Source organism: Duganella sp. GW822-FHT06D06 (assembly GCF_058799615.1).
Genome location: NZ_JBXALQ010000001.1, coordinates 366,148 through 387,298, shown reverse-complemented (window position 1 = coordinate 387,298; position 21,151 = coordinate 366,148). Strand labels below are relative to the sequence as shown.

Annotated in this window: 22 protein-coding genes; 12 read left to right on the top strand and 10 right to left on the bottom strand. The window is 64.7% G+C overall.

Features of this window, described 5'->3' with window-relative positions; translation table 11 throughout:
* Nucleotides 1-120 precede the first annotated feature (120 nt).
* The 5 genes from AC1RMD_RS01805 (at nt 121) to tet (ending at nt 5,888) form a co-directional block, all read left to right on the top strand.
* Nucleotides 121-1,314, top strand: a complete 1,194-nt coding sequence (locus AC1RMD_RS01805; protein WP_492923073.1) for a hypothetical protein — start codon at nt 121-123, stop codon at nt 1,312-1,314.
* On the top strand, nt 1,314-2,429 hold the full coding sequence (locus AC1RMD_RS01800) for a hypothetical protein (RefSeq protein ID WP_492923071.1): 1,116 nt from the start codon (nt 1,314-1,316) through the stop codon (nt 2,427-2,429). Before AC1RMD_RS01805 ends, AC1RMD_RS01800 begins: the two co-directional genes overlap by 1 nt.
* A gap of 81 nt (nt 2,430-2,510) precedes the next feature.
* A complete protein-coding gene (locus AC1RMD_RS01795) occupies nt 2,511-3,134 on the top strand; it encodes a hypothetical protein (protein WP_492923069.1) in 624 nt (207 codons plus the stop codon).
* Nucleotides 3,135-3,203: 69 nt separating this feature from the next.
* A complete protein-coding gene (locus AC1RMD_RS01790) occupies nt 3,204-4,628 on the top strand; it encodes a CsgG/HfaB family protein (RefSeq protein ID WP_492923067.1) in 1,425 nt (474 codons plus the stop codon).
* A gap of 42 nt (nt 4,629-4,670) precedes the next feature.
* Nucleotides 4,671-5,888, top strand: coding sequence for a Tet(A)/Tet(B)/Tet(C) family tetracycline efflux MFS transporter (gene tet, locus AC1RMD_RS01785; protein ID WP_492923559.1), 1,218 nt, complete (start codon nt 4,671-4,673; stop codon nt 5,886-5,888).
* Between the two features lie 22 nt (nt 5,889-5,910).
* Here the strand turns inward: tet and rsgA are convergent, their stop codons facing one another.
* The 4 genes from rsgA to AC1RMD_RS01765 all read right to left on the bottom strand — a co-directional run bounded on the left by rsgA (nt 5,911) and on the right by AC1RMD_RS01765 (nt 9,288).
* Nucleotides 5,911-6,963, bottom strand: coding sequence for a ribosome small subunit-dependent GTPase A (rsgA, locus tag AC1RMD_RS01780; RefSeq protein WP_492923065.1), 1,053 nt, complete (start codon nt 6,961-6,963; stop codon nt 5,911-5,913).
* 237 nt (nt 6,964-7,200) lie between these two features.
* Entirely contained in the window at nt 7,201-7,530 is a 330-nt protein-coding gene (locus AC1RMD_RS01775; protein WP_217941449.1) for a helix-turn-helix domain-containing protein, read from the bottom strand.
* Nucleotides 7,531-7,633: 103 nt separating this feature from the next.
* The gene (locus tag AC1RMD_RS01770; protein WP_492923063.1) at nt 7,634-8,482 is read right to left on the bottom strand and encodes a PhzF family phenazine biosynthesis protein; all 849 of its coding nucleotides are present in this window, start codon (nt 8,480-8,482) and stop codon (nt 7,634-7,636) included.
* The gene (locus AC1RMD_RS01765) at nt 8,479-9,288 is read right to left on the bottom strand and encodes an AraC family transcriptional regulator (RefSeq protein ID WP_492923061.1); all 810 of its coding nucleotides are present in this window, start codon (nt 9,286-9,288) and stop codon (nt 8,479-8,481) included. Before AC1RMD_RS01765 ends, AC1RMD_RS01770 begins: the two co-directional genes overlap by 4 nt.
* An 80-nt stretch (nt 9,289-9,368) precedes the next feature.
* Here AC1RMD_RS01765 and AC1RMD_RS01760 point away from each other — a divergent pair, with 80 nt between their 5' ends.
* Both AC1RMD_RS01760 and AC1RMD_RS01755 read left to right on the top strand, forming a co-directional pair.
* Nucleotides 9,369-9,998 (top strand): glutathione S-transferase family protein, encoded by a 630-nt coding sequence (locus AC1RMD_RS01760; protein ID WP_492923059.1) that lies wholly within the window; start codon nt 9,369-9,371, stop codon nt 9,996-9,998.
* Nucleotides 9,999-10,129: 131 nt separating this feature from the next.
* Entirely contained in the window at nt 10,130-10,309 is a 180-nt protein-coding gene (locus AC1RMD_RS01755) for a hypothetical protein (protein WP_492923057.1), read from the top strand.
* Here AC1RMD_RS01755 and speD read toward each other — a convergent pair.
* The 5 genes from speD to AC1RMD_RS01730 all read right to left on the bottom strand — a co-directional run bounded on the left by speD (nt 10,302) and on the right by AC1RMD_RS01730 (nt 13,770).
* Nucleotides 10,302-10,700: an adenosylmethionine decarboxylase gene (speD, locus tag AC1RMD_RS01750; RefSeq protein WP_492923055.1), complete on the bottom strand. Its 399-nt coding sequence runs from the start codon at nt 10,698-10,700 to the stop codon at nt 10,302-10,304. The genes AC1RMD_RS01755 and speD overlap by 8 nt on opposite strands.
* Nucleotides 10,697-10,879 (bottom strand): hypothetical protein, encoded by a 183-nt coding sequence (locus AC1RMD_RS01745; protein ID WP_492923053.1) that lies wholly within the window; start codon nt 10,877-10,879, stop codon nt 10,697-10,699. Before AC1RMD_RS01745 ends, speD begins: the two co-directional genes overlap by 4 nt.
* On the bottom strand, nt 10,876-12,276 hold the full coding sequence (locus AC1RMD_RS01740) for a DUF4178 domain-containing protein (protein WP_492923051.1): 1,401 nt from the start codon (nt 12,274-12,276) through the stop codon (nt 10,876-10,878). The genes AC1RMD_RS01745 and AC1RMD_RS01740 overlap by 4 nt, the downstream gene beginning before the upstream one ends.
* Before the next feature lie 62 nt (nt 12,277-12,338).
* A complete protein-coding gene (locus AC1RMD_RS01735; RefSeq protein ID WP_492923049.1) occupies nt 12,339-13,367 on the bottom strand; it encodes an SPFH domain-containing protein in 1,029 nt (342 codons plus the stop codon).
* A 16-nt stretch (nt 13,368-13,383) separates the two neighbouring features.
* Nucleotides 13,384-13,770 carry a DUF350 domain-containing protein gene (locus AC1RMD_RS01730; RefSeq protein ID WP_492923047.1) on the bottom strand — a complete coding sequence of 129 codons (387 nt, stop codon included), beginning with the start codon at nt 13,768-13,770 and terminating at the stop codon, nt 13,384-13,386.
* A gap of 65 nt (nt 13,771-13,835) precedes the next feature.
* Here AC1RMD_RS01730 and AC1RMD_RS01725 point away from each other — a divergent pair, with 65 nt between their 5' ends.
* From AC1RMD_RS01725 to gabD, 4 genes are read left to right on the top strand one after another with little or no spacing between them, the layout of a single operon-like run.
* Nucleotides 13,836-15,347 carry a polyamine aminopropyltransferase gene (locus AC1RMD_RS01725; protein ID WP_492923045.1) on the top strand — a complete coding sequence of 504 codons (1,512 nt, stop codon included), beginning with the start codon at nt 13,836-13,838 and terminating at the stop codon, nt 15,345-15,347.
* Nucleotides 15,347-16,957 carry an NAD(P)-binding protein gene (locus AC1RMD_RS01720; RefSeq protein WP_492923043.1) on the top strand — a complete coding sequence of 537 codons (1,611 nt, stop codon included), beginning with the start codon at nt 15,347-15,349 and terminating at the stop codon, nt 16,955-16,957. The genes AC1RMD_RS01725 and AC1RMD_RS01720 overlap by 1 nt, the downstream gene beginning before the upstream one ends.
* A 12-nt stretch (nt 16,958-16,969) precedes the next feature.
* Nucleotides 16,970-17,812, top strand: coding sequence for a polyphosphate kinase 2 family protein (locus AC1RMD_RS01715; protein ID WP_492923041.1), 843 nt, complete (start codon nt 16,970-16,972; stop codon nt 17,810-17,812).
* 12 nt (nt 17,813-17,824) lie between these two features.
* Nucleotides 17,825-19,279, top strand: coding sequence for an NADP-dependent succinate-semialdehyde dehydrogenase (gene gabD / locus AC1RMD_RS01710; protein WP_492923039.1), 1,455 nt, complete (start codon nt 17,825-17,827; stop codon nt 19,277-19,279).
* Here the strand turns inward: gabD and AC1RMD_RS01705 are convergent.
* Nucleotides 19,276-20,337, bottom strand: a complete 1,062-nt coding sequence (locus AC1RMD_RS01705) for an extracellular catalytic domain type 2 short-chain-length polyhydroxyalkanoate depolymerase (RefSeq protein ID WP_492923037.1) — start codon at nt 20,335-20,337, stop codon at nt 19,276-19,278. The genes gabD and AC1RMD_RS01705 overlap by 4 nt on opposite strands.
* Before the next feature lie 166 nt (nt 20,338-20,503).
* Between AC1RMD_RS01705 and AC1RMD_RS01700 the strand changes: the two genes are divergently transcribed.
* Nucleotides 20,504-21,106, top strand: coding sequence for a glutathione peroxidase (locus AC1RMD_RS01700; protein ID WP_492923035.1), 603 nt, complete (start codon nt 20,504-20,506; stop codon nt 21,104-21,106).
* Nucleotides 21,107-21,151: the final 45 nt, after the last annotated feature.

The window sequence follows — 21,151 nt, the reverse complement described above, 5'->3', positions numbered from 1 at the left end:
ATTGGTTAGTATTAAAAGAGTATTTTCTGCAATAATTTCCGAAAATCAATAACTGTCGAAAAGCAAAGTCAATCTCCAAAAAAGAAGCTTGCTGGCCGTCGCTGCATTCCGGAGATTATCTTGCTTTTCAAAACGCCAGCCACCCCGCGCCTCGCCCTGATATTGCCGGCCCTGTGCCTGGCCTTGCTTCTATCTCCCTTGTCGTCCATCGCGCAGACGATCACCTTCGCCGGCTTCTCCTTCGCCGGCGATTACGCGACGATCGCCGAACGCTTCCCCTACGCGGCCGGCATCGAAAAGTCGCTCAAGGCCGACCCCGCCGGCCCATCGCTGTCCCGCATCACCATCGACCGCGCCTACGCCGGCGAGCACGCCGGGCTGGAATACGCGCCGCGCGGCACCCTGGCCAACGCCAAGGGCGCCGACCAGGTGTTGATGGCCGTGCTGCTGCTGAACGGCGAAACCGTCTCCACCGAACATATCGGCGACTACTACAAGACCTTCGTCAGCCTGCGCGCCGACGCCCTGATCTTCGACTACAAGAACAAGAACGTGGTGCGCAGCTATCCGCTCAGCGTGGTGATGTTCGACGCCACCGCGCAGCCGCCGACGCCGGCGGCGATCGAAGCCTACGTCAGGGACTTGCTGCTGCGCGAAGACGGCGGCGGCCTGTTGACCCAGTTCACCCGCCGCCTGTCCGCCGCGCGGCTGCCGGCGCCCGGCACCAAGACCATCCAGGTGCGCCGCGCCCAACTGGCGCCCGAAGCGATGGCGGTGATGCCGGCCGCGATCCGCGACAAACCGGCGCTGGCCGGACAGATGATCTCCGACGCCTTCGGCTCCATCCTGGCGGCCAAGCTGGGCGTGTCGCTGCTGCCGACCGGCCTCGGCCACGCACTCGGCACCATGTCCTTCCGCTTGGACAACGGCGACGCGCTGGACCTGAAGGTGGGCGAGGGCGACTATCTGTTCGACGTCAAGCTCAACAAGTTTGCCAAGATCAAGAGCGGCGAAAACAATGTCGGCGCGTCCTATGTCTACGGCGTGTACGGCAACGTCCGCTTCTTCGAGCCGCTGCTCAACACCGACTTCTTCAATTCGGACCTGAAGAACGGCGAAGTGAAGATCGTGCCGGCCAACCAGACCGACCTGGACGACTTCCCCGCCTACGAGGCGGCGATACGCGGCCTGTTCCTCAAGTTCGCCGACGCCCTGGTGCAGCCGGAGTCGAAGTGGATCGTCACCGCCGCCGCCGCCCCGGAAATCACCAAGCAAATCGCAACATCCAAAGCAATCATAAAGGCGAGTAAATAATGAAAAAAATTCTGTTGGCACTGGTTGCCACGCTGTTGGCGCTGCCATCCTATGCGCAAGTCGTTACCGCCAAGGGCGTGGCCACGGTCAGCTACGGCGCCGCGCTCAGCCCGGCCGACGTCGACCGCGCCTACCGCGCCGCCCAGGTGGCGTCCATCGAGCGCTACTTCGCCGAGGCGGGCGAGGCGGAGTCCGAAAACTTCGAGACCATCCGGCCGCAAGTGGAAGCCAATCTCGACAAATTCATCATGAGCGCCACCATGCTCAACGAGCAGGACCAGCCGGTGCTGCACAAGTACTCGGTCTCGGTGCGCACCGAACTGAACGTGACCAAGCTGCGCATCACCTTGCGCGGCGCCAGCCGCGTCAGCCAGAGCGCGCCGGCCGGCAACTCGCCGATGGTGTATGTCTTCCTCGGCCGCGAAGTGGGCGCGGTCAAATCGTTCGACGACCGCGTGGTCAAGCGCGTCGAAACCAAACTCGACAGCGACGTCACGGTCAACACCACGGCCCGCGGCAGCGAAGGCGAGAACATCAAATCCAGCCAGATCGCCACCAACGCCAGCAAGCAGAAGACCGCCAAGCTCGCGTTGAACCAGACCCTCAACGTCGAAACCGGCGGCAGCACCACCCGCAAGCAGGACGAAACCAGCTTCCGCATGTTGTCGATGGCCGGCCACAAGACCTCGGTCACCAGCGTGTTCTCGCAATCCGGCTTCGCCGTCGCCGATCCCGAGTTCGTGCTGGCCGATGGCGACCTGAAGGCGGTCAACGCCGACTTCTCCAAGGGCAGCGACCTGACGCCGGCCACCATGCGCGCGCTGGTGCAGTCGCTGCGCAAGGCCAGCGTGCCGCTGTTCGTGCTGGCCACCTTCGACGTCGGCACGCCGGCGCAGGACCCGGAAACCGGCATGCAGCGCGTGACGGTCACGGTGTCGGGCCGCGTGCTCGACGTCAGCGGCGCGCTGCCGCGCGAAGTGGCGGCGGTGCCGCCGGTGCAGTACTTCGCTTTGGCGCCCGACAACGCGGTCGCCACCACCAAGGCGCTGAAGGATGCGTCGCTGCTGGCGGCCAAGGAAATCGTCAGCCGCCTCAACGTCAACGGTATTCACTGATGCATGCGCCCGGCAGGCGAGCGTCGATAGCCTGCCGGACTATTCGATCGACGGTCCTAAACTAATGAGAAGGCAATACCTATGAAAAGTTCTTACGTCAAAGCCATCGCCGCTGTCGCGATGGTCATGGTGGCCGGCGCCGCCTCGGCGCAACTGGGCAGCTTGACCAAGTCGCTGAATATCGGCGTCGGCGGCGGCAGCGCGAGCGCCGAGCAGATCGTGGCCAAGTACGTGGGCGGCACCCAAAGCGTGATGCGCGCCGACGCCAACATGCTGGCGGCGGTGGGCTTGAAGGATGAGGCGGAGAAAGCGTCGGTGCAGGCCAAGAACCTGACCGAAGGCGCCACCAAGGGTTCGCTGGAAGAAGCCGCTGCGGTCCGCACCTCCAGCAGCGAGGCGCTGGAGCGCACCTTGAACGGCAAGAAAATCGAGATGGATGCCGCCAGCAAAAAGCAATTCGCCAACGGCGTGGGCGACCTGGCCAAGGGCATGATCCAGTACGTCGACATGAGCAAGGACGTCAGCGGCTTCAAGCCTGGCATGTCGTCCTTCGGCGCCGCCGCCGGTTCGGCGATCTTTGTCGCCAAGAGCCTGCCGGATTCGATCAAGAATCTGGGCCGCACGCTGAAGACCGTGGTGGACTTCTCCAAGGCCAACAACATCCCGGTACCGAAGGAAGCGACCGACGCGACCGCGCTGCTGTAATTCACCGGCACCATCGCAGCAAGGCGCGCCTTCGCGCGCCTTTTTTTATCTCTAGGGAAGTGCACCAATATGAAGAACATCGCGATAGCCAGCCTGCTGTGCGTCGGCCTGGTCGCATGCGGCCAGAAGCAGGAAGCGCCCGCCGCGGCGACGCCGCCGGCCGGCCCCAACCTGACCCAGACCCCGGACGTCGGCAAGATCGAGCAAGTCCAGACCACCGCCAGCGGCACCGGCATGACGCCCGGCGCGGCGATCAATGACGCGTTGAAGACGGCCATCATGCAGGTCAACGGCACAACGGTCGATGCCGCCTCCGCCAACCTCAACACCTTCTCGCAGGCCACCGCCACGCTGGACGTGGAAAGCTCCTACGGCAACGACAGCCTGAAGGCCAGCGCCACCGCGCAAGGCAGCCATTTCGCCGAACAGATCGTCACCCAGTCCAAAGGCGTGGTGTCGTCGTTCAAGGTGGCCAAGCTGACGCCGCCGTCCAGCAAGGGCGGCTTGTACAGCGTGGAGATCGCCGCCAGCATCGCCAAGTTCAAGGCGCCGGCCGATAGCGGCAAGATCAAGATCGTGGTGGCGCCGCTGCGCTCGAACCGCAGCAGCTTCAATATCGGCGGGCGCAACGTTCCCGCCGCCGAAGTGCTGGGCGCGCTGCGCCAGCAAATCATCGACACGCTGTCGCAGAGCGGCCGCTTCACCGTGCTGGACCGCCAGTTCGAAGGCGAACTGCAAAACGAGCTGGACATGATCGGCTCGGGCCAGACCGTCAACACCGATTTCGCCAAGCTGGGCCAGGCCCTGAGCGCGGACCTGGTGTGGGTGGGCGTGGTCAACGATCTGGCCTATGACAAGCACGTGCGCAAATTGCAGACCTCGGATCGCGACCTGGTCAGCTATTCGGGTGGCTGGTCGGTCTCGCAGCGCATGATCAACCTGGCGACGCGGCAGATCCTGCAATCGGCCACCTTGCAGGGCACGGCGCCATCGATTGCGGCCACGACCATGAGCGCCGGCATCGACGAAGGCGCGACCATGCGCAGCATGCAGTCGGACATCGTCAAGCGTTCGGCCGAAGCGATCTTGCTGCAGACCTTCCCGATCAGCGTGGTCGAACGCGACGGCATGAACGTCGTGCTCAGCCAGGGCGGCACGTCGGTGGTGGAAAACGGCCGCTACAAGATCTACCTGCAAGGCAAGGAGATCAAGGATCCGCAGACCGGCCAGTCGCTGGGCAATATGGAATCGGCTTGTTGCGAAGTGGTGATCAACCGCGTCACGCCGAAGCTGTCCTACGGAACGCTGGAGAACGTCGCCATCAAGCTCGATGGCGTGCGTCCCGCCGCCTTGCAGTTGCGTGAAACGGTGACGGCGAAAGCGGCCGTGGCGGTTGCCGAGCCGGCGGACAAACCGAAGCCGGCCGAACGCAAAGTCGCGGCCAAGGGCGGCAGCCCCGCCGTAGCGGGCGAGCCGAAGAAGGAAGACTGGTAGTTGTGACAGCGGCCACAGCGGTGTGAATCCGGGCGGCATACAATCGGCGGCTACTTCCTGAAAAAGTGCCAGATGAACCGAGCGTTGCTGACCATACTATCCACCGTTGTGCTGAGCGCGATCGGCATCGGGCTGACCATGCCCATCATTCCGCAACTGATGCGCGACGTCGGCCACACGTCCGAGCTGGGCTGGCGCTTCGGCGCCTTCACCGGGCTGTACGCGCTGATGCAGTTCATCTTCTCGCCGGTGCTTGGCGTGCTGAGCGACCGCATCGGCCGGCGGCCGGTGTTGCTGCTGTCGCTGGCGGGCGCGGTGGTCGATTATCTGTTCATGGCGATGGCGCCGTCGCTGACCTTGTTGTTCGTCGGCCGCGCGATCGCCGGCATCAGCGGCGCCAGCATCGCCGTCACCTCGGCCTACATCGCCGACGTCACGCCGGAAGACCAGCGCTCGCGCCGCTACGGCCAGCTGGGCGCCTGCTTCGGCATCGGCTTCATCATCGGCCCGGTGATCGGCGGTTTGCTGGGCGCCTGGTGGGTCAGGGCGCCGTTCCTGGCGGCGGCGGCGATGAACGCCGTCAATCTGATCCTGACCCTGCTGGTGGTGCGTGAATCGCATACCGAACGCTCGGCGTCCTCCGCATCGAGCATGTCCTTCAATCCCTTGACCAATTTGCGCTGGGCGGCCGGCTTCAAGTCGCTGCTGCCGCTGATCTTCGCATCGGGCATGCTGGTGTTGATCGGCGAGATAGGGGGCACGGTGTGGGTGCTGTACAGCGAAGACAAGTTCGCATGGGATACGCTGACCATCGGCATTTCGCTGGCGGGCTTCGGGGCGTTTCACGCCTTGGCGCAGGCGTTCGTGGTCGGCCCGATCTCCGAACGCTGGGGCGAGCGCCGCGCGCTGATGGTGGGCGTCACGGCCGACACCTGCGCGTATGTCCTGATCGCGCTGGCCAACCAGGGCTGGATGTTGTTTGCGTTGATGCCGCTGTTCTGCATAGGCGGCATAGGCGCGCCGGCCTTGCAGGCGATCATGTCCGGCAGCGTGGGGCCGGACCAGCAAGGCAAGCTGCAGGGCGTGCTGGCCAGCGCCGCCAGCCTGGCGACGGTGATAGGTCCGGTGGCGATCAGCACGATCTACTTCATGTCGCGCGGCAGCTTCCCCGGCCTGGTCTGGCTGATCGGCGCCGGCCTGTACGTGTTGTGCCTGCCGGTGTTGATGCGCAGACCTGAAGCGCCGCCGGCTGCATCGTAGCCGACGGCGCGTCCTGGCTCGGCTAACGCTTGCCGAGCTTGTCCTTCGAGCGGGCCACGGCGGCGCGCTGCATCACTTTCCACTTGGCGACTTCGGCGATGCGGTCCAGCGGCGTCTGCTGGCTGCGGCGCGCCTCGCGCAGCAGCTTGTGGTAGTTCAGCAGACGGTCATCGTCCACCGCGCCGCGCACCGCGCAACCGGGCTCGGCGGCGTGGCGGCAGTCGCGGAACTGGCATTGCGCCGCCAGCGCGTCGATGTCTTCGAAGGCGGCCGTCAGGCTGGCCTCGTCGGCGTCGGGTTGCCAGCTGCGCAGGCCGGGCGTATCGATGATGCAGGCGCCGCCGTCGCACAGGTACAGCGAGCGCGACGTGGTCGTATGCCGGCCGCGCCCGTCTCCCTTGCGCACGCCGCCGGTCTGCTGGCCGGCCTGCGTCAGCGTATTGGTCAGCGTGGATTTGCCGGCGCCCGAAGACCCCAACAGCACCAGCGTCTGTCCCACGCCCAGCCACGGCGCCAGTTGCTGCGCAGCGTCGTCGCTGAGCGTGTTCACGGCCAGCAGCGGAATGCTGGCGGGCAGGCGCTGCCGCAGCAGCTCCATGCGTTCCTCCACATCATCGCCAATGTCGGCCTTGCTCATCACCACCACCGGCTCCACGCCGGCCGTTTTCACGATGGCGAGGTAGCGCTCCAGACGGCGCGGGTTGAAGTCGTGATCCAGGCCCATCACCAGCAGCGCCGTGTCGACGTTGCTGACCAGGCTGTGATGGCGGCCGTCGTTGCCGCGCCGGGCGATGTGGGTGGTGGGCGGCAGCAGCGCGCCGAGCCAGCGTTCGTCGTGCGCCAGCGTGGTGCTGAGCACCCAGTCGCCGACGGCCAACGCGGCGTCGTGCAGCACCGGCAGCACGCGTGCGCGGAATTCGGCCTGGCCGTCGTGGACGGTCAGCCAGTCGCGCTGGATTTCGGTGATGCGAACCAGCTGGGCGTTGGCTGGGGCGTCGTGTAAGAGATAGAGCTGGCTGGCGATGGTTTGCGTTAAGCCGATAAGGCGCAGCGATTCAAAATCGATGTCGATCATGGTGGTTGTGTTTCCTGATTCCGGTAAGGCGAGCAATACCCTTCGCGATAAAGCGAATAGGTGGCGGATACGGGAAGTCAGCTGCGCGAGAACGCGCGGGTCAACACACTACAGGGGGAATCCCGACGTAATCAGGCAGCCGACAGGAGGGCAGTATCTACTTGGCGCATTTTATGGTCTCCTATGGTTGGGTAAGGCGCACAGTGTCGCACCGGAAGATGGCGCCGTCAATTGCCTTCACACTTCTTGAGGCTGGTTGGCGATCGCGATCAGCGCTTCAGGATGATGGAGGGCGATGGCGATCAGAGTCCGTACGGCACCGACAGGCGGCTTGCGGTCTTGTTCCCAGCTTTCCAGAGTGCTGACGGAAATACCGAATAAGGCGGCGAACTGCTCCGGTGTCAGCCCGGTATTTTTTCGTGCGGCGATCAGCGGCGAATAGACTACGCGTCCGAGTCCGGCTTTCATTTGCTCGCCAGCTTGCAGCAACTCGGCAGCCAAGTCGCGGGTGGCCTCAAAGGCAGCAAGCTCTTCATCGCTGAGAGGCAATTTACTATTCGTAGACACGGCGAATTTCCTTCAACGCTGCGCTATACCTTCAGAAAGTATAGTCGATTTGGCGTGGCGTCAAATGGTCGCCGGTCTTCGTGCGGCAGCTGGTTTGATACGGTCAACGATGCATGATGCCGTCGACTATGGTGACGACGTTGCCGCCTATCCAGGGTTCGCCGTCGAGGTAGGTGATGGTCACGCGGCCATCGCGTCCCAGCGCTGTGCCCTGGCGCACGGTGTAGTCCGGGCCGCCGGTCAGCAAGCGGGCGATGCAGGCGTTGGCGCTGCCGGTGACCGGGTCTTCGATCATCACGCCGTTTTCCACGCAGACCGCGCGCACCTCGTAGTTCGCCGGGCCGCCTGATGGATGCGGGCCATAGACCGCCACCCCGTCGATGGCGGCGCGCTGTGCCAGATCGCTCAACGCAGTCGCATCGAATGCCAGCGCCAGGCAATCGGCCGCCGCGTCGAAGCGCACGACCAGCCAGCGTACGCCCATATTGACCACCACCGGCGGCTGGTCGACGGCCGGCGCCTCGGCGCCGAGCGCGGCGCGCAGCAGCGGTCTCAGGCCGGCATCCAGCGTTGCCAATGTGGCCGGCGGCGCGCGGAACGCCAGGCTGGTGTTATCGGCGATGCGCACCTCCACCAGGCCGACGCCGCATTCCTGCACCAGTACGCCCGGCGTCCTGGGCTGCAGTCCCGCCTCCAGCAATGCGTAGGCCGTGCCCAGCGTCGGATGGCCGGCGAACGGGAACTCTTCCGCCGTGGTGAAGATACGCACCCGGTAGTCGGCGGCCGGATCGGTGGCCGGCAGCACGAAGGTGGTCTCGGATAAATTGGTCCAGCGGGCGATGGTTTGCATCTGCTGGTCGCTGAGCCCTTCTGCATCCAGGATCACCGCCAGCGGATTGCCCATGAACGGCGTGGTGGTGAAGACATCGACCTGCTTGAAACGACGATTCATGTTTGCTCCTTGCAACTGCGGCGGTAGTCGGCGGGCGGCTTGCCGACCAGTTTTTCAAAATCTGTGGTGAAGTGGGCCTGGTCGTAATAGCCCAGCGCCTGCGCCAGCGAGGCCAGGTCGATCTGGCTGCCGTGCGACAGCTGGTCGGCCGCGTCCAGCAGGCGGTTGCGGCGTATCACCCATTTCGGCGTGGCGCCCACGTATTCCTTGAACAGCATTTGCAGGCGACGCACGCTGGTGCCGGTGTGATCCGCCAGCTGCCCCACCTGCGTGATCTCCGGATGGTGCTGGATCGCATCGAGGATCTCGGCGATGCGCGCGGTCTGCGGATCGGGCACGGGCAGGGCGCGGCGCAGGATGGCGCTGGCCGCCTCCACCATGCCGGCGTCGTCGGCCGCCGTCAGCACGCTGCGCTCGGCTTGCGCGTCGTCGCAATCGAACAGCGCCGACAGCGGTAATTCGCGGTCCGTCACCGACTGCACCGGCCGCTTCAGGAAGCTGCGGAAGGCGCCGGGCAAAAAGCGCACGCCGAGGATGCGGCCGCTGTTCTGCAGCGTATATTCGAAAGCCCCCGTCATCACCCCGAACACCGCCGTGCGGCCGGCGTCGAACGCCAGGTGGATGCAGGGCGAGGGCAGGGTGCGCTGCACGTGGACTACGCCGTCCGGCAACTGCCACGCCACCAGCCAGAAGTACTCGACGAAAGGCGCCAGGTCCGGCGGCGGCAGGTAGCGTTCCAGGCGGAAGATTTTTTCCGCTGCGGCGGGATTGACCACGCCCTTGGGCCGGCTCGTCACGGTTTGCATAAAGAGTTCGCGTTTTTACAAGACCGTCATCATAGCAAGAGTTATCCTGACGATTCTTCACCACCGACAGGAGACACAACATGGCACCACAGCTGACTTTGTACCACTGCCCGTATTCCCGCTCCACCGGCGTCATGACCTTGCTGGAAGAGCTGCACGCGCCCTACGACCTGCATGTGATGAACATGAAAAAGGGCGAGAACCGCGCAGCGGCCTACCTGGCCGTCAACCCGATGGGCAAGGTGCCGGCGATCCGCCACGGCGACGCCATCATCACCGAGCAGGTGGCGATCTACCTGTACCTGGCCGACCTGTTCCCGGACGCCAAACTGGCGCCGCCGCTGGGCGATCCGCTGCGCGGACCGTATCTGCGCTGGATGGCTTTCTACGGCAGCTGCTTCGAGCCGGCCATCGTCGACAAGTGGATGAAAAACGCGCCGGCCGACAAGGCGTCCTGCCACTACGGCGACTTCGACACCATGTTCAACACGCTGATCGAACAGCTGTCCAAGGGCCCGTACCTGCTGGGCGAGCAGTTCAGCGCGCTGGACGTGTTGTGGGCTTCGTCGATGGGCTGGATGGGCGCCTTCGAGCTGCTGCCCAAGCTGCCGGTGATCGAGCAGTACGTGGCGCGCGTCACCAGCCGGCCCGCTTTTGCCGCCGCCAATACCAAGGACGGCGAACTGGCTGCTGCCCAGGCCGCTGCCTGAGACGGCGCCCGGCTGTCGGCCGTGGATTTGGCGAAAAAGCCTCACCCTGCGTTCCGTTGACAATTGCATATTGTCATCTTCTATTTCCTGAGTGATAATTTGATGGACGTGTTGTCCATCAGGGGAAATACATGAACAGAATACTCGCTTTGCCGTGCCTGTTGGCGATGGCGGCTTGCGCCTCGGCGCCGGGCGTCGTCGTCGCGCCGGCGCCCCGGATCGCCGCGCCCGTCATGACCATCAATCTGCCGTTGGAGGAAGTGCCGCTGAAGTTGATGTCGCCCAGCCAGAGCGCAGCCCGCGTCAACTGAGCGCGGGAGGCGCGCGCCGCACCGTGTTGATGCGGCTGGAGGCAGGCTGCAAGGCCGTTTCGATGATGGTGAGCGCTAACTCGGGCCGCGCGCTGCCGCACATGAAGATGTCGGCCGCAGCAAAGCCGCATTCGGGCCAGGTGTGGATAGTGATGTGCGATTCCGCCAGCAGCACCACGCCGGTCACGCCCTGGCCTTCGCCGAATCCGTGAAAATGACTGAACAGCACGTGCGCATGCGCCGCCTCGGCCGCCGCGCGCAGCAGCGCGTCCAACGCGGCGCAATTGCCCAGTTTTTCAGCAGCGATGCCGCTCAGGTCCGCCAGCAGATGCGTGCCGGCCGGTTGATGGACCACCGGCTGCGCCGGGTCCGGAAGTGCTTCGCGTTTCACTTGTGGCCTCCGCCGCCGGAGCCGCCGCCGTAACTGCCGCCGCCGCCGCCGGTGTTCGAGCTCCAGGTGCTGCCCCGGTAGCCGCTGCCGTAGTTGCTGCTGCCGCTCACGGCGCGCATCCAGCTGCTGCCCGAAGTGACCACCGAAACGATGATCGCGTAAATGAAGAATTTGCTCATGATTTTTCGTTGTTATCCATAAACCAGGCCGGCAGGTAGATTGCCGCCGCGCCGACCAGGCTGAGGAACCAGGTGCCGGAGAAATTCATCAGCAACGGGATCGCATTAATCGCCAGCATGAACCAGATGATGTATTTGGCCGTGTTGCGGTAGCGGCGCTTGCCGTCCTTGGCCGCCGTCGGCGCCACTGTGCCCTTGAATTGCTTGCCGAACCAGGCTTTGAGCTGGTCGGCCGGCACTGGCGACGAGCGCGACCACGTCATCTCCTGCTCCGTGGTTTCGGACGCCAGCCGGATCTGGCCGGCGGAGAATTCCTCCACCTGCGTGCGGTCGCCCACGGCCACGCGCCAGTTGAAGGCGCCGGCCGCGAACGTCACCACCGAGCCGTAGTCGTACAGCCGGTTGTATTGGACCTTGTCCACCGTTACCCGCTCCGAGCCGGGCGCGTACCAGATCGGCCATTCGGCCATCACGTTGGAACCGGACCAGCCCTCGTCGGTCTCCACCAGCCACGAGAAGCCTGCGCGGGTGCCGTACATCAGGTACTCAGTCCACTGCGTGCCTTCGTCGTCGGCGCGGCGCATCATGCCGATGATGGTGAAGTCCTGGTTGTTGATCCTGGCGGTCGCGCCCAGCTCCAGCGACGATTCGTAGCGCGTCACGCGTTCGCCGGCGGCCAGCACTTCGGCTTTCGGACTGGCGGCGTCGATCTGCGCCTGGCAGGCCGGGCACACCAGCGTTGCCGTCACGCCGGGGATGTATTTGATCGCGCTGCCGCAGGACGGGCAATCGAGCGCATCGAGCTTGCCGCGATAACGGCCGGCCGCGCGCTGGATGGTGTCGTCGTCGCGCAGCAGCTGGCATTGCATGCTCTCCAGCGTCACGGCCACGCCGGTGTAGACCACGGGACGCGGCGCATCCGAATAGTCGAGCGTGATGAATTCGCCGCCGCGGCGGAAGTCCGCCACCTTGGCCTGGTAGCCTTCACCGACCTTGAACGGCAGCTCGCCCTGGCCGCCGATGCAATCGGCGGTGCGGATTTCGGCGGCGGTGTAGGGCGCGCCGTTGATGGCATAGTTCCGGCCGGGTTGCAGCTGCTCGAACGCCGGCAGCTCGCCTTCGCCCTTGTACTGCGCGGTGACGGTGTACATGCCGGACGAATCGCCCAGCCACGAGGTGACGCCGTCGTCGAACAGCAGATACCACTCGTTCCACATGCCGGCCGCATAGCGCAGCTGGATGCGGCCGACCACCGTGAACTGGCGCTTGCCCAGCACCCCGCTGGTGCCGATCTGGATCGGCGAATAGTCCTCCAGCACGGACGACATCTTGCCCAGGTCCTTGACCGAGTCGGCGTCTTTGAGCACGCTGGTGCTGCAATATTCGCAGACAGCCATAACCGAGGCATGCGAGCGGAATTTGACTTCCGCGCCGCAACTGGGACAGGAAACGATTTGCATTAGCCGAGCAGTTTTTTCAGCAGTTCGGCCTTGGTGCTGTCGTAGTCGGTAGCCGTGATCAAGCCCTTGTCGAGCAGACCTTTAAGTTTTTCCAGCCGCGCCTCGATCGAGTCCTCGGCCGGTGCCGCGGCGGCGGGCGCCGCCTGCGGCGCCAGGGTCGCGCCGAGCGCCTGGCCCATCACCTGGCCCAGCTGCACGCCCGCGCCCAGGCCGACGCCGATGCCGGCCATGCCGCCCTCGTTCTGCGCCGCCATCGGAATCGCGCTGGCCACCTGGTACTTGGTGAAGCCGGCCATCTTGTCGGCGCTCATGCCGCCCTTCATGCCGGCGGAGATGCGCTCGTCCAGCGCGGCCTGCAGTTCCTCCGGCAGGCTGACGCTGGCGACGTTGAATTCATCGAGGCCGATGCCGTAGCGGCCGAACGCCGTGGCCAGGTCGCCCTTGACCTGCTGCGCCATCAGCGCCTGGTTGGCCGCCATGTCGAGGAAGGGCACTTGCGCGCTGCCCAGCGAGCTGGCCATGGTCGCCATCAGGATGCCGCGCAGCTGGTCTTCCACCTCGTCGCGGGTGTAGGCCTCGCGGGTGCCGCTGATCTCCTTGAAGAACAGGCGCGGATCGGCCACGCGGTACGAGTACATGCCGAAGGCGCGCACGCGCACCATGTCGAAGTCCTTGTCGCGGATGGTGATCGGTTGCTGCGTGCCCCATTTGCGGCCGGTCTGCACGCGGGTGCTGAAATAATAGACATCCGACTTGAACGGCGAATCGAACAGCTTGTCCCAGTTTTTCAGGTTGGTCAGCACCGGCAGGGTTTGCGTGCTCAGCTTGTGGGTGCCGGGGCCGAACACGTCGGCGATCTGGCCCTCGTTGACGAACACCGCCATCTGCGATTCACGGACCACCAGCACGCCGCCGTTCTGGATCTCCTGGTCCTGCATCGGATAACGCCAGGCCAGTACGCCGTCGATTTCTTCGTTCCATTGAAGTACGTCTATAAACTGCTTCTTGATAAAGCTGCCTAAGCCCATGATGGTCCTCGCTCAATTAGGAAATGCAGGCGCCGTTGATGGCGCCGATGGAAATGGAGATGGCGCCCAGCAGGCCGCCGAAGGCCGCGTTGTTGCCTTCGATCTGGTCCTTCGACATGTTCAGCACACGCGTGGTGATGGCATAGGCCAGCATCTGCACCACCATCGCGCCGAGAGCCCAAGCGGAGAACTCCCGGTAATCGGCAGTATGCACCAGCGCCGAGGCGATGGTGATGGAAAAACCTATCAGGGCCCCGCCCAGCGATAGCGCCGCGGCGAAATTCCCCTGTCGGATCAGCAGCACCTCGTTGAACGGTGTCAGCCACGTGTAGGCTTTGAAAAATATCGCCAGCAGCACGGCGGCCAGCAAAAGATGAATCAGGTAGTTTAGGATGGCGGGCACGGCGCACCTTGGGTTAAAGTGGTTAACTTGCTAACGCTCAAACATATTAGTGCAAAAGTAGCTAAATGACCAAAAAGATTCTCATCCTGTCCGTCTTCGTCGTCGCTTCCTGCGGCCTGGCCTACGAATTGATCGCCGGCGCCCTGTCCAGTTACCTGCTGGGCGATTCCATCCTGCAGTTCTCCACCATCATCGGCTGCTATCTGTTCGCGATGGGGGTGGGCGCGCACTTTTCCAAGTATGTCAGGGATGAGGATGTGCTGGCGCGCTTTGTGGATATCGAGCTGGCGGTCGGCCTGGTGGGCGGCTTGTCGGCGGCGGTGCTGTTCCTGACCTTCTCGTGGATGGCGGCGCCGTTCCGCACGCTGCTGTACGTGATGGTGTTCCTGATCGGCGCCTTCGTCGGCATGGAAGTGCCGCTGGTGATGCGCGCGCTCAACGAGCGCAAGACCGAATTCAATGAGCTGGTCAGCCGCGTGCTGACCTTCGACTACCTGGGCGCGCTGGCCGTGTCGCTGCTGTTCCCGCTGGTGCTGGCGCCGTATCTGGGCCTGGTGCGCACCGGCTTCCTGTTCGGCATGCTCAATGTGGGCGTCGCCCTGTGGACAATTATGGCGTTTCGCACAGAGCTGAAAAACGTCACCGGCCGCATGCTGCGCGCCGCCAGCGTGATGTGCGTGCTGATTTTCGGCTTCGCCTTCGCCGACAAGATGACCTCCTGGGGCGAGCATGGCCTGTTCGGCGACGAGATCGTGTACGCCACCACCACGCCCTATCAGCGGCTGGTGATCACGCGCTGGAAGGACGACCTGCGCCTGTACATCAACGGCAACCTGCAATTCTCCTCGCGCGACGAGTACCGCTATCACGAGGCGCTGGTGCATCCGGTGCTGCAACCGCTGCCGTGGGCGCGGCGCGTGCTGGTGCTGGGCGGCGGCGACGGCCTGGCGCTGCGCGAGATCCTGCGTTACCCGAATATCGAGCACGTCACGCTGGTCGACCTGGACCCGGCGATGACGGGCGCATTCACCAAGCGCGAAGAGCTGGTCAAGCTGAATCACGGCTCCTTCAGCGACAAGCGCGTGCGCGTCATCAACGCCGACGCGGCGATCTGGCTGCAACACAACGACGACATGTTCGACGCCGTCATCGTCGATTTCCCCGATCCGTCCAGTTTCGCGCTGGGCAAGCTGTACTCGGTGCCGTTCTACGGCATGGTGAAGAAGCACCTGGCGGCCAACGGCTTGATGGTGGTGCAATCGACGTCGCCGTTCTTCGCGCCGCACGCCTACTGGACCATCGACGCCACGCTGCGCGAAGTCGGCCTGAAGACCTATCCGTACCACGCCTATGTGCCGTCGTTCGGCGAATGGGGCTTCATTCTCGCCACGCCCCAGGCGGACTACAAGCCGCCCACCGAGTACCGCCTGCCGATGCGCTACCTGAACGCCGACACCACGCGCGAAATGTTCGTCTTCCCGCCGGATATGAAGGCACTGCCGATGGAGCCCAACCGCCTCAACACCCAGTCGCTGGTGCACGAGTTCGAGCAGGACTGGCGCAGGGTGATCCGCTGATGCTGCGCCGTTCCTTCCTCGTGTGGGCCGGCGCCAGCGGCGTGGTGGCGGCGGGCAGCGTGGCGGGATTTCATCGCTGGCAGGAGATCACGCCGACGGTCCACGCTCCGGGCCGCGACGAGGGCCACTTCCTGCGCGACCGCCGCGCCTTGCCGCCGCCATCGGAAGTTATCCACACCGACATCGCCATCCTCGGCTCCGGCGTGGCCGGCCTGACCGCCGCGTGGAAGCTGAAAAAACTCGGCAAGACCGACGTGCTGATGATCGACGGCCCGCAGCCGCACGGCAACGCCGCCGGCGGCGCCTTCGGCGAGCTCGAATATCCGACCGGCGCGCACTACCTGCCGCTGCCGTCGCCGGAATCGGTGCACGTGCGCGAGATCCTGGCCGACCTGGGCATCATTCAAAAAGATGCGATGGCGGAGAAGCCCTACTACGACGAGCGCTTCATCCTGCACGGGCCGGAAGAGCGGCTGCTGTTCAACGGCCACTGGCAGGACGGTTTCATCCCCACCGACGACGTGCCGCAATGGGAGCTCGATGAGCATAAGCGCTTCTTCGCCGAGGTAGCGCGGCTGCGCCAGACCCACGGCGCCGACGGCCGCCGCGTGTTCGTGTTCCCGACCGTGCTGTCGTCGGAAGACCCGCAGTGGCAGGCGCTGGACGGCATCACGCTCAAGCAGTGGCTGGAGCAGAGCGGCTACAAATCGCCGACGCTGCACTGGTACCTGAACTACTGCTGCCGCGACGACTACGGCACCCGCTACGACCAGGTCTCGGCTTGGGCGGGGCTGCACTACTATTGCAGCCGCTGGGGCCAGGCGGCCAACGCCGGCAACGGCGCCTGGCTCACCTGGCCGGGAGGCTTGCAGCCGCTGGCCTCCGGCATCGAGCGCGCGGCCGGCGTCCAGCGCAAGGCCGGCACGGTGGTGTCGCTGAAAAAGACGGCGGATGGTGTCGAGGCACTGTGCTTCAAGCTGGAGAACGGCAAACCGTCCACCTACATTGTCCGCGCCCGCAAGGCGATCTGCGCGATGCCCGCCTACGTGGCGGCGCGGGTTGTGGATAACATCGCCGCTTACGGCTTCGACCCGGCCAAGCACATACCCGACTACGCGCCGTGGATGGTGGCGAACTTCCTGCTCAAGCGCTTCCCCGACGAGCTCCCCAGCCAGCCGCTATCGTGGGACAACGTGGTGTACAGCGAGCCGGGACTGGGTTTCGTCGTCTCCACCCACCAGGACATCCGCGTGGGGCCGCCGGAAAAGACGGTTTTCAGCGCCTACATCGCGCTGTCTGACCGCAAGCCCGCCGCCGCGCGCCGCTGGCTGGAGGCGGCCAAACCGGAGGAGCTGCTGGCGTTGGCCAGCGCCGATCTGAAGGAAGCGTATGGTTCGCAGTTCGCCTCCTGCATCGAGCGGGTCGACATCACGCTGCGCGGGCACGCGATGGCGTCGCCGGGACCCAACTTCCGCAGCAACGCCGGCATGAAGGCGCTGCGTGAGGTGGATGGCCCCATCCTGTTCGCGCATGCCGACCTGTCGGGCTTCTCGGTGTTCGAGGAAGCCGCGTGGTGGGGCTATCGCGCCGCAACCCTGGCCGCAAAGTGATAAGCTGATCTCATGACACATAACGCCCGCCAGCGCTTCGGCGCCTCCGCCAAGCTCAAACTGCACGAAAGCTATGCGGACGACGCGGCTTTTTCCAGCCGCTCCGCCAACCCTGAACTGAGCAAGTCCAAGGCCAAGACGCTGGACCGCAAGCGCATTGCGGCGCTGATCGACCGCATCGGCGCCTTGCAGGACAAGCTGTACGCGCAGCACAAGCAGAAGGTGCTGCTGATCTTGCAGGGCATGGACACCGCCGGCAAGGACGGCACGATACGCGCCATGTTCAGCGGCATCAGCCCGATGGGCATACGCGCCGCCGCCTTCAAGCAGCCGACCGACAACGAACTGGCCCACGACTACCTGTGGCGCGTGCACCAGCAGGTGCCGGTCAAGGGCGAGATCGCGATCTTCAACCGCAGCCACTACGAAGACGTGTTGATCACCAAGGTGCAAGGCATGATCGACGGCGAGGAATGTCAGCGCCGCTACGCGCAGATCCGCGATTTCGAACGCATGCTGGCGGAGACGGGCACGGTGATCGTCAAGGTGTTCCTGCACATCTCGAAGGAAGAACAGCGCCAGCGCTTGCAGGAGCGGCTGGACGATCCCGACAAGCAGTGGAAATTCAATCCGGCCGACGTCGAGCAGCGCAAGAAATGGGGCGAGTACCAGCGCGCTTACGAGCAGGCCATCCGCGAGACCAATGCGCCGCATGCGCCGTGGTACGTGGTGCCGGCCAATTCCAAGACCCACCGCAACCTGGTGGTCGCCAGCCTGCTGCTGGAGACTTTGGAAGGCATGGACCTGGCGTATCCCGAACCGCATCCCGATTTGTCCTCGTTCACCGTGGAATAAAGGAGCTTACCCATGCTGCAACTTAAAGATCCCAGCCTGCTGCGCCAGCAGGCCTACATCAACGGCGAGTGGAGCGATGCCGACAACGGCGCCACGCTGGCCGTGACCAATCCCGCCACCGGCGAGCAGCTCGGCACCGTGCCGCTGATGGGCAGCGCCGAAACGCGGCGCGCCATCGTCGCCGCCAACGCGGCCTGGCCGGTCTGGCGCAAGAAGAGCGCCAAGGAACGCGCCGCCATCCTGCGCAAGTGGAATGACCTGATCCTGGAAAACACCGAAGACCTGGCGCAGCTGATGACGGCCGAGCAGGGCAAGCCGCTGGCCGAGTCGCGCGGCGAGGTGACGTACGGCGCGTCGTTCATCGAATGGTTTGGCGAGGAAGCCAAGCGCGTGTCCGGCGAAACGCTGGCCTCGCCGTGGCCGGACCGCCGGCTGGTGGTGACCAAGGAGCCGATCGGCGTCTGCGCCGCCATCACGCCGTGGAACTTCCCGATCGCGATGATCACCCGCAAGGCCGGCCCGGCGCTGGCCGCGGGTTGTCCGATGGTGCTCAAGCCTGCCGAATCGACGCCGTATTGCGCGCTGGCGCTGGCTGTATTGGCCGAACGCGCGGGCGTGCCGGCCGGGGTGTTCAGCGTGGTGACCGGCACGCCGAAGGACATCGGCGCCGAAATGACGTCCAACCCGACCGTGCGCAAGCTGACCTTCACCGGCTCGACGGCGGTGGGTCGTCTGTTGATGGAGCAGAGCGCCAAGACCATCAAGAAGCTGTCGCTGGAACTGGGTGGCAACGCGCCGTTCATCGTGTTCGACGACGCCGACCTCGATGCGGCGGTGGAGGGCGCGCTGGCCTCCAAGTACCGCAATGCCGGCCAGACCTGCGTCTGCGCCAACCGCATCTACGTGCAGGATGGTGTGTACGAACAATTCGCGGAAAAGCTGGTGGCCGCCGTCGCCAAGCTCAAGGTCGGCAACGGCGCCGACGAAGGCGTGACCCAGGGCCCGCTGATCGACGAGAAGGCGGTGCAGAAGGTCGAGCAACACGTGGCCGACGCGCTGGCCAAGGGCGGCCGCCTGCTGGCCGGCGGCAAGCGGCACGCGCTGGGCCATAGCTTCTTCCAGCCGACCGTGATCGCCGACGTCACCAGCGACATGATCGTCGCCACCGAGGAAACCTTCGGCCCGCTGGCACCGCTGTTCCGCTTCACGACCGACGAGGAGGCCGTGGAACTGGCCAACAACACCGAGTTCGGCCTGGCCAGCTACTTCTATTCGCGCGACATCGGCCGCATCTGGCGCGTGGCGGAAGGGTTGGAGAGCGGCATGGTCGGCGTCAACACCGGCCTGATCTCCAACGAAATCGCACCGTTCGGCGGCGTCAAACAATCGGGTCTGGGGCGCGAAGGCTCGCACTATGGATTGGACGACTACCTGGTCATCAAATACATCTGCCTCGGCGGCATCTAGTCATGCGCGCCTAGCCGCACCAGCACGGTGGCCGGCGCCACGCCGGTCAGCCGGTCGACCATGCGCTTGACGGCCGCCATCTGGCGGCCGGATTTCTGCGCAAAGCGCGGATCGTCATAGGAAAACCAGTCCCAGCACGCGTTGGGATTGGTGTACGGGTAGATCGCCGCCGCTTGCGGATACAGCACCACGATCTTGTTGCTGTCGGCCCAGGCGTTGTAGCCGGCGTGTTCAACGAAAGTGGTGCCGATGTTGTCCAGGTCTTGCAGGCAGCCGTGGAAGGCCACGTGCAGCTTGCACCCGGCGCCGCTGTTGCCGTCGCAGGCCTTGGGCACGTACAGGTAGCCGGTGCCGGCCATGCCGTGCCAGCCCGGCAGCGACAGGAAATCCGACTGGTCGAAGGCGATCAGGCGGCCGTCCGGCGTGCCGTTGTTGCGCGGCGTCAGCGGGCCGTAGATCCAGCGCAGCAGCTCGCCCGCCGCATCGTAGCCGCAGTTGCTGATGTAAGGCGTGCCCAGCGTGCTACAACTGTTGCCGTATTTGTCGGTCGGCATCGAATGCTCGGCCGGCAGGTTGCGGGTGTAGGAGATGTGGTCGGCGTCGACATAGTGGCGATAGTAGAAGTACAGGTCGGTCATCACCGCCTGCGGCACGATGGAATCGGCGCTGCCGGACAGCATCCAGATATGGTGGCCGGCCAGGGCGGCGGTGGGGTCGATGCCGCCGCCGCCGGCGAACCAGTCGGTGAAGGCGATCAGCTCGTTGATGCGGGTGGCGCCGGGGCGCACGCGGCAGGCGAACAGCTCGCTGGTGCAGCTGCAACTGGTGGTGGCGGTGAACACGCTGCCCTGCGAGCAGAAGTACGGCCCGCCGGCGATGACGCCGGCGCCCTGCACCGTCTGCGAGAAGGCCACCTCGAACTGCACCGCCATGTAGGCGCCGGACGAGAGGCCGGAGACGGTGACCTGGGTGGTCGTCATGTTCGGCAGGGGCACCACCTGCGCCACCTGCGCCTGGGCCGCGCCCATCAGCAGCCACAGCAAACACAGTATTCTCATCACGCTCTCCTCGCGTCGGATCTGGAATCGAGTGTGGGGCAGGGGAGTGCACTTTGCTTAATTTCGCTCAATCGTGCGCGGGGCTGAACTTGTTATTCGCAGCCTCGGCAAGCAGGGTGCTGGCGTTTGGCATAGAATGGTTTTTTCCCTTTTTCGGCCCATCACCATGTCCAAGACCTTTGCCCAGTTATGCCTGATGTCCTCGCTGACTTTGCTGGCCAGCGCGTCCGTGTTTGCGCAGGCGCCCGCCGCCGCGCCAACGGCGGCCCCCGCCGCTGCGGTGGGCAGCTGTCCGGCCATCCTCAAGCAGACCTTCAAGCGCTTGCAAGACGAGTCGCCGCAGGACCTGTGCCAGTACGCCGGCAAGGTGATCCTGGTGGTCAACACGGCCAGCTACTGCGGCTTCACCAACCAGTACGAAGGCCTGGAGGCGATGTACGCCAAGTACGGCAGCAAGGGGCTGGTGGTGCTGGGCTTCCCGTCGAACGACTTCGGTCAGCAGGAGCCGGGCAGCAGCAAGGAGATCGCCGACTTTTGCTACAACACCTACGGCGTGAAGTTCCCGATGTTTGCCAAGTCGGTGGTGTCGGGCAAGGAGCCGAATCCGCTGTTCGCCAACCTGATCAAGATCACCGGCAAGGCGCCGGCCTGGAACTTCCACAAATACCTGATCGACCGCAATGGCAAGGTGGTGGAAAACTTCGGCAGCAAAATCACCCCTTCCGACAAGCAACTGGTCGGTGCGGTGGAAAAAGCGCTGGCGATGTAAGTTGTGCTGAACTTTTGAGCAGCGCCGGGGTCTACCAGTAATGGC

Excerpts from the sequence above, each read along its gene's own strand:
- AC1RMD_RS01735 (WP_492923049.1), bottom strand. The coding sequence starts at position 13,367 with ATGGGCTTAGGCAGCTTTATCAAGAAGCAGTTTATAGACGTACTTCAA.
- AC1RMD_RS01740 (WP_492923051.1), bottom strand. The coding sequence starts at position 12,276 with ATGGCTGTCTGCGAATATTGCAGCACCAGCGTGCTCAAAGACGCCGAC.
- AC1RMD_RS01765 (WP_492923061.1), bottom strand. The coding sequence starts at position 9,288 with ATGCAAACCGTGACGAGCCGGCCCAAGGGCGTGGTCAATCCCGCCGCA.
- AC1RMD_RS01770 (WP_492923063.1), bottom strand. The coding sequence starts at position 8,482 with ATGAATCGTCGTTTCAAGCAGGTCGATGTCTTCACCACCACGCCGTTC.
- AC1RMD_RS01755 (WP_492923057.1), top strand. The coding sequence starts at position 10,130 with ATGAACAGAATACTCGCTTTGCCGTGCCTGTTGGCGATGGCGGCTTGC.
- AC1RMD_RS01725 (WP_492923045.1), top strand. The coding sequence starts at position 13,836 with ATGACCAAAAAGATTCTCATCCTGTCCGTCTTCGTCGTCGCTTCCTGC.
- rsgA (WP_492923065.1), bottom strand. The coding sequence starts at position 6,963 with ATGATCGACATCGATTTTGAATCGCTGCGCCTTATCGGCTTAACGCAA.
- AC1RMD_RS01745 (WP_492923053.1), bottom strand. The coding sequence starts at position 10,879 with ATGAGCAAATTCTTCATTTACGCGATCATCGTTTCGGTGGTCACTTCG.
- AC1RMD_RS01720 (WP_492923043.1), top strand. The coding sequence starts at position 15,347 with ATGCTGCGCCGTTCCTTCCTCGTGTGGGCCGGCGCCAGCGGCGTGGTG.
- AC1RMD_RS01795 (WP_492923069.1), top strand. The coding sequence starts at position 2,511 with ATGAAAAGTTCTTACGTCAAAGCCATCGCCGCTGTCGCGATGGTCATG.
- AC1RMD_RS01790 (WP_492923067.1), top strand. The coding sequence starts at position 3,204 with ATGAAGAACATCGCGATAGCCAGCCTGCTGTGCGTCGGCCTGGTCGCA.
- gabD (WP_492923039.1), top strand. The coding sequence starts at position 17,825 with ATGCTGCAACTTAAAGATCCCAGCCTGCTGCGCCAGCAGGCCTACATC.
- AC1RMD_RS01760 (WP_492923059.1), top strand. The coding sequence starts at position 9,369 with ATGGCACCACAGCTGACTTTGTACCACTGCCCGTATTCCCGCTCCACC.
- AC1RMD_RS01705 (WP_492923037.1), bottom strand. The coding sequence starts at position 20,337 with ATGAGAATACTGTGTTTGCTGTGGCTGCTGATGGGCGCGGCCCAGGCG.
- AC1RMD_RS01700 (WP_492923035.1), top strand. The coding sequence starts at position 20,504 with ATGTCCAAGACCTTTGCCCAGTTATGCCTGATGTCCTCGCTGACTTTG.
- AC1RMD_RS01715 (WP_492923041.1), top strand. The coding sequence starts at position 16,970 with ATGACACATAACGCCCGCCAGCGCTTCGGCGCCTCCGCCAAGCTCAAA.
- AC1RMD_RS01800 (WP_492923071.1), top strand. The coding sequence starts at position 1,314 with ATGAAAAAAATTCTGTTGGCACTGGTTGCCACGCTGTTGGCGCTGCCA.